Annotated in this window: 12 protein-coding genes and 1 riboswitch; of the genes, 7 read left to right on the top strand and 5 right to left on the bottom strand. The window is 54.8% G+C overall.

Features of this window, described 5'->3' with window-relative positions:
• Positions 1-105: 105 nt before the first annotated feature.
• The 3 genes from AEP_RS00455 to AEP_RS00445 are packed head-to-tail and all read left to right on the top strand — an operon-like array spanning position 106 to position 1,971.
• Positions 106-741 carry an outer membrane beta-barrel protein gene (locus tag AEP_RS00455; RefSeq protein WP_087493575.1) on the top strand — a complete coding sequence of 212 codons (636 nt, stop codon included), beginning with the start codon at positions 106-108 and terminating at the stop codon, positions 739-741.
• A gap of 46 nt (positions 742-787) precedes the next feature.
• Positions 788-1,441: a BON domain-containing protein gene (locus AEP_RS00450; protein WP_087493574.1), complete on the top strand. Its 654-nt coding sequence runs from the start codon at positions 788-790 to the stop codon at positions 1,439-1,441.
• An 8-nt stretch (positions 1,442-1,449) separates the two neighbouring features.
• The gene (locus tag AEP_RS00445) at positions 1,450-1,971 is read left to right on the top strand and encodes a DUF1269 domain-containing family protein (protein WP_087493573.1); all 522 of its coding nucleotides are present in this window, start codon (positions 1,450-1,452) and stop codon (positions 1,969-1,971) included.
• 16 nt (positions 1,972-1,987) lie between these two features.
• Here the strand turns inward: AEP_RS00445 and dusA are convergent, their stop codons facing one another.
• On the bottom strand, positions 1,988-2,968 hold the full coding sequence (dusA, locus tag AEP_RS00440) for a tRNA dihydrouridine(20/20a) synthase DusA (protein WP_087493572.1): 981 nt from the start codon (positions 2,966-2,968) through the stop codon (positions 1,988-1,990).
• Positions 2,969-3,114: 146 nt separating this feature from the next.
• On the opposite strand from dusA, the gene AEP_RS00435 reads away from it, so the two are divergent.
• The 4 genes from AEP_RS00435 (at position 3,115) to AEP_RS00415 (ending at position 7,457) form a co-directional block, all read left to right on the top strand.
• Entirely contained in the window at positions 3,115-4,230 is a 1,116-nt protein-coding gene (locus AEP_RS00435) for a tyrosine-type recombinase/integrase (protein ID WP_087493571.1), read from the top strand.
• Positions 4,231-4,287: 57 nt separating this feature from the next.
• Positions 4,288-4,797, top strand: coding sequence for a hypothetical protein (locus tag AEP_RS00430; RefSeq protein ID WP_087493570.1), 510 nt, complete (start codon positions 4,288-4,290; stop codon positions 4,795-4,797).
• A 318-nt stretch (positions 4,798-5,115) separates the two neighbouring features.
• Positions 5,116-5,541 carry a hypothetical protein gene (locus AEP_RS00420; protein WP_087493568.1) on the top strand — a complete coding sequence of 142 codons (426 nt, stop codon included), beginning with the start codon at positions 5,116-5,118 and terminating at the stop codon, positions 5,539-5,541.
• The gene (locus AEP_RS00415) at positions 5,538-7,457 is read left to right on the top strand and encodes an AAA family ATPase (RefSeq protein WP_087493567.1); all 1,920 of its coding nucleotides are present in this window, start codon (positions 5,538-5,540) and stop codon (positions 7,455-7,457) included. Before AEP_RS00420 ends, AEP_RS00415 begins: the two co-directional genes overlap by 4 nt.
• A gap of 848 nt (positions 7,458-8,305) precedes the next feature.
• Here AEP_RS00415 and AEP_RS00405 read toward each other — a convergent pair.
• The 4 genes from AEP_RS00405 to AEP_RS00390 form a co-directional block, all read right to left on the bottom strand.
• The gene (locus tag AEP_RS00405; RefSeq protein ID WP_087493565.1) at positions 8,306-8,668 is read right to left on the bottom strand and encodes a nucleotide pyrophosphohydrolase; all 363 of its coding nucleotides are present in this window, start codon (positions 8,666-8,668) and stop codon (positions 8,306-8,308) included.
• Positions 8,665-10,536, bottom strand: coding sequence for a DUF2075 domain-containing protein (locus AEP_RS00400; RefSeq protein ID WP_087493564.1), 1,872 nt, complete (start codon positions 10,534-10,536; stop codon positions 8,665-8,667). The genes AEP_RS00405 and AEP_RS00400 overlap by 4 nt, the downstream gene beginning before the upstream one ends.
• Positions 10,537-10,843: 307 nt before the next feature.
• Entirely contained in the window at positions 10,844-11,416 is a 573-nt protein-coding gene (locus tag AEP_RS00395) for a hypothetical protein (RefSeq protein ID WP_087493563.1), read from the bottom strand.
• Positions 11,413-11,787, bottom strand: a complete 375-nt coding sequence (locus tag AEP_RS00390; protein WP_087493562.1) for a hypothetical protein — start codon at positions 11,785-11,787, stop codon at positions 11,413-11,415. The genes AEP_RS00395 and AEP_RS00390 overlap by 4 nt, the downstream gene beginning before the upstream one ends.
• A gap of 129 nt (positions 11,788-11,916) precedes the next feature.
• Positions 11,917-12,010: riboswitch (SAM-I-IV-variant riboswitch) on the bottom strand.
• Positions 12,011-12,133 lie beyond the last annotated feature (123 nt).

Here is a 12,133-nt window from a genome sequence, read left to right as displayed (position 1 = left end):
GCCGGCTAGGCGCGCTTGCGCACAGATGGCGGCGAGCAAGGCGCCCACAGTGGGGCTGTCTCCCGGAGTGATCCGGTTCTTTTCTTCTCTCAAAGGCTGCTCACCATGCAATCCCCCTTCCCTACCGGTTCCCCTCGCATCCAGCGCACCCGCGGTGCTACTTTGGCGGGCTTGGCTCTGTGCCTCGCCGCCCCGTTTGCCATGGCCCCTGCCGCTGCCCAGATGGCGCCCACCCCCGGCTACGCCTACAGCCCGGGCTATGTGGACCTGAGCGTCGGCTCTTCCGACTTCTCCAAGCCCAGCAACGGCTTTGGCATTTTCAGCAGCGACCAGCGCGCCACCGCTTACAGCATCAGCATGGGTAACTACATGTTCAGCCCCAACTGGGGACTGGAAGCGGGCTACACCGACTTCGGCTCGGTCAACCGCGCCGGCGGCCGCACCACGGCGGACGGCATCAACCTGAGCCTGATCGGCCGCATGCCACTCAACCCTGCGTGGAATCTGCTGGGCAAAGTAGGCACCACTTATGGCCGCACCGACGTCTCCAGCGCGCCCACCTCCGGAGTGCAGTCCGGCAGTGAGCGCGATTTTGGCTGGAGCTACGGCGTGGGCGTGGAGCTGCAGTTGGCAGCCCAATGGTCCGGCGTGCTGATGTACGAGGAACACACCATGAAGTTCCCCGGCAGCAGCACCGACCGCATCAGCGCCACCAAGCTCGGCCTGCGCTACCACTACTGACACCGCAGTCCGTACATCCCCCTCACCCCTTCTTGAAAGACACACAATGAAAACTGATCTCCAACTCCAACAAGACGTCCTGGCCGAACTCCACTGGGAGCCATCGGTTCACGCCGAAAATATCGGTGTGGAGGCCAAAGACGGCGTCGTCACCCTGGCCGGCCATGTGATGACCTACCAGGAGAAATACCACGCCGAAAAAGCCGCCCGCCGCGTGATGGGCGTGCGCGCTCTGGCGGTAGAAATTGATGTGAAGCTGGCCTCCAGCGGCATCCGCAACGACAGCGACATTGCCAACTCCGCCAAGAATGCGCTGCAATGGATGTCCACCCCGCTGGGCAACAAGGTAAACGTCACCGTCGAAAAAGGCTGGATCACATTGACCGGCCAAACCGAATGGCAGTTCCAAAAACTGGCCGCCGCTGTGGCGGTGCGCTACCTGATGGGCGTGAATGGTGTTTCCAACCAGATCATCTTGCAGCCCGGCACCAAGCTCAGCGCGGCCAAGGCCGACATTGAAGCCGCCCTGGTACGCCGCGCCCACACGGACGCCGGCAAGATCAACATCGACATTGACGGCAGCACCCTCACCCTGACCGGCAATGTAAGCAACTGGACCGAGCGGGACACCGCCAAAGAAGCCGCCTGGAGCACGCCCGGCGTGACCAGCGTGGTCGACAAAATGACCATGACGTTTTGAGGCCCGCCATGCAAGCGCATACCAACGCCTCGGTGTCCATCTGCAATTCCCACCAGGAGGCAGAAGCCGCTATCCAGACCCTCAAGAAGTTCGGCTTTGACGTAAGGAAACTTTCGCTCATCGGCAAGGGTTACCACAGCGAAGAACACCCGGTGGGCTTTTACAGCACCGGCGACAAGATCCGCGCATGGGGCAGCACCGGCGCTTTTTGGGGCAGCATGTGGGGCATCCTGATGGCGCCCGCCGTCTTTTTGTTGCCCCCCCTGGGCATGGTGGCCATGGCCGGGCCCGTGGTGTCTGTCGTCATCAGCGCGCTCGAGGGGGCGGTGCTGGTGGGAGGCCTGTCGGCCGTGGGTGCAGCCCTGAGCGAGCTGGGCGTGCCCAAGGACCAGGTCATCATGTACGAGACGGCCCTCAAGGCCGACAAATACGTGCTGATGGTGCACGGCAGCGACGACGAGGTGGCGCGGGCCAAGTCCATCCTGGCAGGCACCCAACCCATGGAAGTAGCCGAGACGCTACTGAATTAGTAGCGCCCCGCGCATATCAGACGGGCGCCAGAGCCCGATTTGACTCGGAATCGTGGGCCAGGGCCATCACCTCGCGAGCACTCAGGTGCTTGAGGCGGTGATCGGTCCAGACCTGCCGCCAGCGCCGGGCACCGGGCAAGCCGTGGCGCAAACCCAGCATGTGGCGCGCAATGCTGTACCAATGGGTGCCGTGTTGCGCGGCCTCACGCTCCATGTAGTCCACCATCTGCGCTTCCACCATTTCGCGGGTGATTTCCCGCTCGGGGGCGCCGTAAAACGCGCTGTCCCACTCGGCCAACCACCAGGGGTTGTGGTAGGCCTCGCGCCCCAGCATCACACCGTCTACGTGCTCCAAGTGGCCCGCCACTTCGGCTGTTTTGGTAATGCCACCGTTGATGGCAATGGTGAGGTGCGGAAAGTCTTTTTTGAGCTGGTACACCAGCTCGTAGCGCAGGGGCGGGATTTCGCGGTTCTCTTTGGGGCTCAGGCCCTTGAGCCACGCGTTGCGCGCGTGGGCAATGAACACGGTGCAACCTGCATCGGCCACGGTACCCACAAAGTCGCGCACAAAACCGTAGCTTTCTTCCTTGTCGATCCCGATGCGGTGCTTCACGGTGACTGGCACATCCACCGCATCCACCATGGCCTTCACGCAGTCCGCTACCAGCGGTGCTTCATTCATCAGACAGGCGCCAAATGCGCCGCGCTGCACCCGCTCGGACGGGCAGCCGCAGTTGATGTTGATCTCGTCATAACCCCACTCCTGGCCCAGCTTGGCAGCACGCGCCAAATCGGCAGGCTCGCTCCCGCCCAGCTGCAAGGCCACGGGGTGTTCTTCAGCGTTAAAGCGCAAATGGCGCGGCACATCGCCATGGATGAGTGCACCGGTGGTCACCATCTCGGTGTAAAGCAGCGCATGGCGGCTCAATAGGCGGTGGAAATAGCGACAGTGGCGATCAGTCCAATCCATCATCGGAGCAACACTAAGCCTATGCATCAAAAATCCATTATTTATATGGCTTTGTTGCTCTAATACTGATAGCAAATTAGTCATCTATGTGCAAATAGTGCACATGACGTGCACACGAGGTAACGAAAAAGTGAATAATCTGTGCATCTCTTGAAACACACGGATTGCACACGATGGCAGCATTTTCGCAGCTACCTAGCGGCAAGTGGCGAGCACAGGTAAGAAGAGCAGGCTTGTATCGGAACGCTACGTTCAACACCAAACGGGAAGCAAAGGATTGGGCTGCAGGTGTTGAGTCGCAGGCCAAACACATCTCAGCCAGCGGATTAATCCCCATTCCCCAAGGTTCTACCGTGTCCGATCTCATCGACAGGTATACCGAATCAATCAAGATCCCTTACGGCAAGACCAAGGCCGCAACACTAAACATGCTCAAGCGCGAGATTGGTACAGCAAAGCTTGTCAATTTAAATTCGGTGCTACTTAGGGACTTTATCGATCGCCGAGAAAAAGATGGGGCCGGTGGTGTGACCATAGCAGGCGACCTCAGCCACCTCAGCCAGGTCCTCAAATGGGCTCGCCACGCTCGCCAACTAGATATCTCTGAGCGACTCGCACTCGAAGCACGTGCCAGCCTTGTCCACAGAGGACTGAAAACTCGTAGTAACGAAAGAGATCGGGAGCCGAGCGATGAAGAGCTGTCCCGTTTGTATAGCTACTGGGATAGCAACCCTAGACAAAAAATTCCGATGCCCACGCTATGTAAGTTTGCAATAGCGACTGGCATGCGTCAGGGTGAAATTTGTCGCCTAGAAATCGAAGATATTAATTTTGAAGAGAAGACGATTGTTATCAGAGACCGCAAGGATCCCAGGATTAAACAGGGGAATCATCAAACGGTCCCCCTACTCCCAGCAGCTTGGGCGATTTTGGAACCGTTAATCGAAGAAAAAGTATCAGGCTACCTGTTCCCTTATGACGAAAGTAGCGTTTCGACTGCATTCACTAGAGCATGCAAAAAAGTTGCCCCGCCTATCTTTGATTTGCATTTTCATGACCTCAGACATAGAGCCACCGCCTCTTTCTTTCGCATGGGGCTGGACATACCACGCGTTGCACTTATGACCGGACATAAGACGTGGACAATGTTGCGCAGGTACACATCGATCAAAGCCGCCGACGTCCACGAGACTGTCAGCAAGTTATCGGCTAACCGGGGCTCGGACATCATCCCGCCACCCGGTGTTCGTGAGCTCAACAGCAGAAGCAATTCAAAACCGAAACCCTGATCGATAGCAGTCTCCCTATTTATCAAGTTTGGAACTTCCTCCACCGGCGGCCTATTCATGACAAACGAACCACCCAAAGCGAGGCATCAACTCGACATCGCCGAGGGAGATTTCATAGAAGAATTCGGATCCGACTACCAGGCACAAAGAGCATTAGATGGTGATCGCCACGCCTCCATAAGAATGTGGGCACGGATTGCCAACTCTGAAAAGCGGCTCGATCTCAGTACTCTGGCGTGGATTCAAAAAGTCGCAGAGAAAATCCTTGAAGCAAACAGGCAATCAGCTGAAAGGGGTAGGGATGCGGAGATCGTGAAGGCATTGGGTCTTACCGGTAGGGAGGATCTACATGATGAACTTAGGAACTTCGCTCAATGTCTTTTCGACTTTGGTATCGATCGAAAGTCTGTCATTGAGTCAGCGATGAGAGGAAAAGCGCCTCCCCAAATCACCGTTTTTGAAGATTACGATCCTTCGAAATACAGTCACCTCGATGCATTTGAAATAGGAAAGCTGATCGATCGACTAGTTGTCAAACCTAAACCTGGGGAGGTTTCGGAAACCTAGTTTCCTCTGTTTTTATTCCACTACGTCCTGGATGCACACCACAGCATCACACTTTGAAAGGACGGCAAACGTGAGCAGAACACCAGGACAAGACAGGGCGATACGCAGGGAGATGGCGGCAAGCCTCGACTGCTTTATCGAGGAAGACTTTCAGGACCTTAGCGGCACCACTGAGAGCACTCTAGTGGCCTGGCGGAAGCGTGGCACAGGTCCAGCTTACGTGCGACTAGGTAAAAATTACCTTTACCCCCGCCCGGCGGTCGTCAAGTTTCTCGAAGCGAGGACTAGCGGAAGCCGAAGCTCCGGAAAGGACCTGCTGTGAATACGCGTACAACCCATAGCAGCACCTTTCTCGAGATACTGCGAACTATTGAACTGGACCCCTTTCCCCAAAAAGAACTGCGCGCTGAGCAGGTTGAACTCGTATTCACCGCTATTCGAGAGCGTCGTCTACTCGCTCGACGGAGGGAGTTGCTTCAAGCACATGGGCAAAAACCAATCTATTGCACAGAGCTGCAACTGCTGGACAGAGACTACGGTAACGAGGTTTTCTTTCGAAATGGATACCTTGCGGGACTAACTGCAGCAATTGAAGCTCTCAGTACTGAGGCGGAAGCGGAGGCGTTCAGCGAAGCCGCTGCACAGATAAGGAAATGGCGAGACAGTATTTGGGATGGAAGCCATAGTGAACAGGACCGTACCTGGTCCCGTGCACCTGCCATTTCTGTGGTGCTTTCAAAATGAGTACACAGTTTCTATCCCCGGTAATCAGCAAGTTTCCGGCTGAACTTAAGGCACTACCGCGCTGGGTTACTTGGTCCGCAGAGGGCGGCAAAGATGAAAAGCCCCGCAAGGTTCCTCGCTGCCCCAAAGCGCCTCAAAGAAACGCCAGCTCGACCGATCCCACGACGTGGGGGACCTTTGAGGAAGCTGCTGCGGCGTATCAGCTACACGGCCACACAGGTCTAGGTTTTGTTCTGAATGGAGACGGGATCTCGGGTGTTGATATCGATCACTGCATCAAGGAGGGAACACCCGAGCCGGCCGCAATCGAACTTCTCTCAAGTATGAACGCCCGTTACATCGAGGTTTCCCCATCTGGAACAGGCTTAAGGGCATTTGGCATTTCTAAGCCACTCAACAAAGGGGCAAAGGGAAAATGCGATGGGTTAGATCTTGAGCTGTATAGCAACGGACGCTACCTGACATTGACAGGTCAGACCCTCCTGAACGAGCCATTAATGGAGCTGGAGGGTTTCCATGAACTTGCAGAAAAGATTCAATACAGTCGCTTAAAACCGTTGAAGGAGTCAGATACGCACCTTACGGCATCTATCGGGATGGAAGAGCTCGTGCGTCGAGTCCATAGCGGGGACGTATTTCACGACAGCCTGAGAGACATAGCTGCATCGATGATTGCAAATGGCACAAAGGAAAAAGCTGCGACAGACTACATACGTGCCCTTATGAAATGCAGTGAGGCTCCAAAGGATGATCGCTGGAGGACACGATTCAATGAGATACCCGAGCTGGTGAAGAGTGCCGTCCGGAAGTTCTCTCCAGCGCAGCACTCATTACCGACATACACAGAGATAGTCGGTAACCCTGGGCGATACAAACTTTTAGATGGTGTCGCGCTTGCTGCACTGCCCCCGATTCAATGGAGGGTGAAGGGAATCCTCCCTGCTACGGGGCTTGCCGCAATTTATGGTCCCAGCGGTTCAGGGAAGTCATTTCTCGGCTTTGATTTAGCCGCATCAATTGCAGAGGGGTCGCTCTGGTTCAACAAGAGGGTCGAGCATGGGGAAGTGATCTATGCGGCGTTGGAGGGCGAATCGGGATTCAAGCTACGGGCTCAGGCCTGGGTCCAGAGACGAGGCAGACCCTTACCCCCATCCCTCAAGATGCTGCTTGAGCCCTTCAAACTATCAATCAGGCAGGATGTGGCTGACCTAGCTGCAGCTGCCATTAAGCAAAGCGTTGTTTTCATAGACACCCTAAACAGGGCAGCACCAACCGCCGACGAAAACAGCTCAAAGGACATGGGAGAAATCCTTGAGGCGGCGAAGTATCTGCAAGCTGAAATAAATGGACTCGTCGTTCTCGTACACCACACCGGTAAGGACACAAGTAAGGGAGCAAGGGGACACAGTTCATTGTTCGCCGCGTTGGACTCCGCCATCGAGGTATCTAGATCTGATTCCGTCCGGAGCTGGAAAGTCGCCAAGTCAAAGGACGGAGAGGACGGAAGTTCGCACACTTTCATTTTAGATATCGAAGATTTGGGGCATGACACTTACGGTGACACCCTCACCTCTTGTGTTGTCGAGCCTGCAGGGATTGTTCAACACAAGAAAAAGCAGAAGCTGGGCGCTGCCACGCTAACTGCGTTAAGAACTCTTGAGGACCTTATCAATTTCGAGGGCATCACTCCGCCCAAGGCAATTCTTGACCATTGGGCACAAATTGGCGAAGCCCGGATGGAACAAGGAACAAGGCTTATCCATGAGGAACGCTGGCGTTTGGGCTGCATGAAGTCAGGCATGACTGAAGCAGGTGCTACAGAGGATTCGAAACGAAGATCGTTTAGCCGCGCACGTATGAGCCTACTAGAGTTAAAGCGGGTGGGCTGCTTTGACGGTTATGTGTGGATCAGTTAAATCGGACAACCGGACAGTGGAAGACAAATGTACGGACATGTCGACTAGGACAAAAGGACGGACAGGGACACGAACCTAAAGGAGTGTCCCAATCAGTCCGGAAACTTTTGTCATCCAGGAAAGCAACGCAGATGAGATTCGTTACATGAATTTCCAATTGATTTCGTATTCAAAGGATGAACAATGTTGCGCGGTGGAATAAGGGCGGGCGCTGGACGTCCACCGGAATACCTGAAGGTAGAGAACTGCCGATTCCTTGACATTCGCCAGCTGCAGCGCTGGGGAATCCTAACAAGTCCCTGGCAGGGTCAATGGCGTTGGCTGCACCCCCGAAAAAATTCTGTTCTGTCAGCCCTTTCGATTTTTTCGTATCGGGACGGCCTACGACTGACATATGTAAGCGGAAAAAATCTAATTGAGGAAGCTCTGCAGGTGGAGCGGACCAGATGCAGTCTGGGTGGAAGTCGCCCCTGGTTCGTCTGTCCCTCGTGCCGAAGGCGCGCTGTGAAGCTATACCTAAGAGACTCAAAGTTTCGTTGCAGGATCTGTCAGGGCCTCAGATACACCACCCAATCAATGGTCAGCGTGGAGAGATTGCGATTCGCCATTTCCAAACTAGAAGGGCAGCTTTCCCCCCACTGGTGTCGGCCAATGGGAATGCACCACTCCACGCGAAAAGAGCTCATTGAGCGGATCATTGCCCTAGAAGAAGTGTTGGACGATAAGATATACGCATCACTCTACAACTCCCAGACCTAGCCTTTTAAACTGCTTGATCTCTGTCGAATTCGCCGCACGAATGCAATACTCAAGGCTCCGGGACTAAACGGCTCACTCGCCATGAGACATCAGCGTTTAGGAGTCGCGTCACCCTCCGGGTATTTGAGCGCGTTGGCTGAAAGCTTCACAGTCACTGCCTCGTTAAGGTCCACGCCAAGTACAGAAGACAACCTAACCAGGTAGAGCAGCACATCTGCCAGCTCGTCACGCACGCCTCGCGCCGTTTTGGGGTCCTCGGCAACTAACTTGGATTGCTCCTCAGTCATCCACTGGAATATCTCCACCAACTCACCGACCTCTCCGGTAAGCGCCATAGCGAGGTTTTTCGGTGAATGGAACTGGTTCCAATCGCGGTCGTCCGCAAACTGTTGCAGTGTCGCCTCCAAGCGGCTGACATCAATAAGTGCTGGCTTGATATGGGTATCTGTCATTCGAGGCGACTCTGAAAAAACTTGCGGGTACCTTCGTCCATGAAGTACACATAGCAGCCCTTTATCCCCCTTGTGAAGAGAACTCGGTACGTGTTTTTGACAAGATCGATGAACTGCTCTTTGCTGCGCTTGACCATAGTGTCGTGGGATTGCTTTTTATCCCCGACCCACTCATTCTTTTGCCAGTCATAGCGGAAATCCAATCCAAAAATGATGCCTACATAGTCGAACTCAAAACCCTGAGCTGTGTATACGCATCCCACCTGATTCAACCCGCCAGGGTCTGATGCCCAAAAATTCGACTTCGGTATCCCGGCCGCAAGTCGCCCAGCTTCCGGCCTGGCATTCCACGGCATAGACCAGCCGTCAATCTGTACATCCGGCACCAGACTTCCATCGCTCTCCGGGTTAGACCACGGCCAGCAGAAGCCTGCGACGAGGCGAGCACTGCCCTCCTTCGACTTCTGACGAATTGCCACGTCGAGGTCCTGGACAGAGTCCAGGATTCGAAAATCGTAGGGGTCCTTACGCTTCCAAAGGACATTGGCTGTTCGACGAACATCTAGGGTATTGTCGACCCAATTAATGAACCCGTCGGAACCGCTACATCGAAACTGTGCATCCAACTCATATTCGAGCAGCTTGGCACCAGCTCGCCTCGCAGCGTCCTTGATGATCTCGGAGCTGCCTACCTCACCGGGGCGAACAATTTGGCGGTCGTCGATAAAAAACACGGAAACGCGAGCGATATGAATGAGCTCGTCGATCTGGGGGAGACCTGACCAGTCCTCCAACTTGGTAAATCTGTCCCTGCTGCTCTCACGAATTCGATGTGCCTCATCCAGTATCAGCGCGTCAAACTGGTTAGGAGGGAGTTCGCCCCGTTTGTTGACATTGAAGTATCCAAATTGCGCGGCAGACCTTGTGCCTACGAGCTTGCGCATGTTTTCGGTAAATGCTTTCGAGCCCGTGAGGTGCATCGCCTTCAGCCCCTCCCCAGATAAGCGACCGAGGAGGTGCAACGCGATGACAGATTTCCCTGTACCGGGCCCTCCATGGACGAGAACGACTGTTTTCTTGAGCTTAGAAGCCTTGGCGCCGTCTCTAACCTCAGCCAAGACCTTAGCAAAAACTACCTGTTGGCTGTCCAAAAGTACATAGGCCCGTTGGTCCTGGACGACCTGGGCGGTGTGCTCAAGGAGCTTTTTGCTGGGAGAAAACTTACTCTTGAGGATCTGCTCAAGGACACCCTCCCCCCGCCCTGACCTCAAATGGTCACCCATGTAGGTAATGAGACCGTCTTGGTGATCGCCTGTAAAGGCCGGGTAGCGCTTCAGCACATGATGATGCCGAGCTGAAAATATCTCTCCCTTTGGGTCGTATGACAGGTTGTGCAGAAAAGCACAGGATCGGAGGCCAACTTCTCCACGCACAAAAACAGAGTGCATATCGCGTAGGTACTCCTCATACTGGCCCACCTGCCTTGAGGGATGAAGTATGTCCCGCTTACTCCCAGCCACCCATGTCGTTACGCAGTCCTCCGCATTGGACTCCTCGACTTCGCTCCACTGCTTCAGCTCCACGATCACTGAGTACGGCTGACCGCCGCCGTTGGTACCTGTGACCATGCAATCCAGCCGTCTACTCGACAGCGGCAACTGATACTCCAGAAGGATGCCGTGATCCAGGAAGCTGCCTTGCTGCAATACAAACGCCATCCGAAAAAGTGAGTTCTGCCAAGACTGAACCTCCTGGATTGAGGGCTTGTAATGGAAGTTATCTAGAAACGCCCGCTCCAGCTTCGTTGCGATGCCGTTACGGGTGGCATCGGAAATAAATTCCCTCGAGGTTCCTGCGTAAAGCTGCATGCCATCCCTGTTTATATTGATACATCTATTTTGGCCCCTCCTAGTGTTACCTGCTTCTTGCTTCGCGCAATTCGACAGCTGCACACTTAGGAGTCAATGGCCTTGGTCCCGGCACGCATTATGGACACCCGCAAATGCCCTGCCCAATCAACAAAGAGTCACGCCAACAAGTTCGATCGTTCCGCCTGACCGGTGTCGTAGCTCTCATCCTCTATGACGCCTCAATGGCAAACTTGCGGCCTCAAACCAGAACTCACCCTGAAAAATTTCTTGGGCAACTTGTCTTTATGTCTGGGTTGATCACGGTTCAGGTCGATTCCTGTCTGGGGGCGCAGATCTCACCGCTTCGCTGTCGGGCATAGTCCCGTCCTGAAAAAAAGGGGGCACCCGACCCCACAACGAATGGCTCCTCACCAAACATCTCGTAGAGCTCAAGAAGCTCGCTCGCCCGCATGTCGGGCTTGAAGCTTTCCTGCAAACAGGCATCCACAATACTTCGACACCGAACCACCGCTGTAATAGGGTCCGAGTGCCAGCTATCACAATAGGCTGTGGATTCAGGATCGAAATTGTCTGCTACCAAGACGCTCCAAGTACTTGTTCCGGCCGTGAGGCAGCCACTCTCCGGTGGCATGGGCAATCGTTGAAGTACCAGGTCCATCACAGCGCCCAGTGCACGCTGCTCCCGAAGCTCATCGAGGCTCCAACCAGCAGTCGCCGGCCACTCTTCCGCAGGCTCTGCGGCCTCCCGAACACGATCGTGTAGTTCCTTCTCTAGCGAATGGAGCGCATGAGCGGTTATGGGCTGGTGCTTTACCAGTTCTTGCGACAGCAAAAGGCTCCAACCTACTGCTAAAGGCCTTGAAAGTTTGATGCTCATGGGACATCCCTCTCCTCGGCACAAGGTATTTCTTCCACGAACTCGCCCTTTAGAGGCTTGCGTAACCTGTTTTCCTGGCAGCTAGCAGTGTGGGCTTTGAACCACTTCGGAATACCGGTTGCCAGTCCAGTTATCAGGCCATGAGGACGTCCGTCCAGACGCTGAATGACGTAGGGGTGGGCTATTCCGTCTCTACCGATTAACCCTGCGTTGATACCGATGATGACCACTACCTGACCGTCATTGACCTCGGGAACATTACTGTTCTGAGTAATACAGATGTCCCCCAGTTTAAATTTCAGATGGCTGGGATCACATTGCGGCGAAGAGTTGCCTGAGGAGGCGATATCGCTCGACCTTTTTTGCACCATGGTGCTCTCCTATTTAGCTGCTTTGGCAAGTCGCCGGGCGCAGCAATTGGGTTAAATCGCCCAGTCCATCCGGAGGACCAATCCATGCACAAAAGTGAGGCGCACAAAAAACCCTTAAAGGAGGGTTTTACGCTTCCGCTTGGTTGCCACTTGGGCCACATCGCTTGGCCACCTTGCCCGGATAGGCAGGTTGGCAGGGCGTCAGCCCTTCTAGATGAGATGCCCGATGTTAGCGTCCCAGCTACACGAGATCAAGGGCCCATTCTGGAATGTGGTGAGTTGCGCCAAGAGATCATTTGCTAAGGTCTCCGAGTTCAAAGGAACTCAACGCATGGCATCTGCAAAG

This window comes from Curvibacter sp. AEP1-3, assembly GCF_002163715.1.
Taxonomy (GTDB): domain Bacteria; phylum Pseudomonadota; class Gammaproteobacteria; order Burkholderiales; family Burkholderiaceae_C; genus Allorhodoferax.
This window is presented reverse-complemented; position numbering and strand designations above follow the sequence as displayed.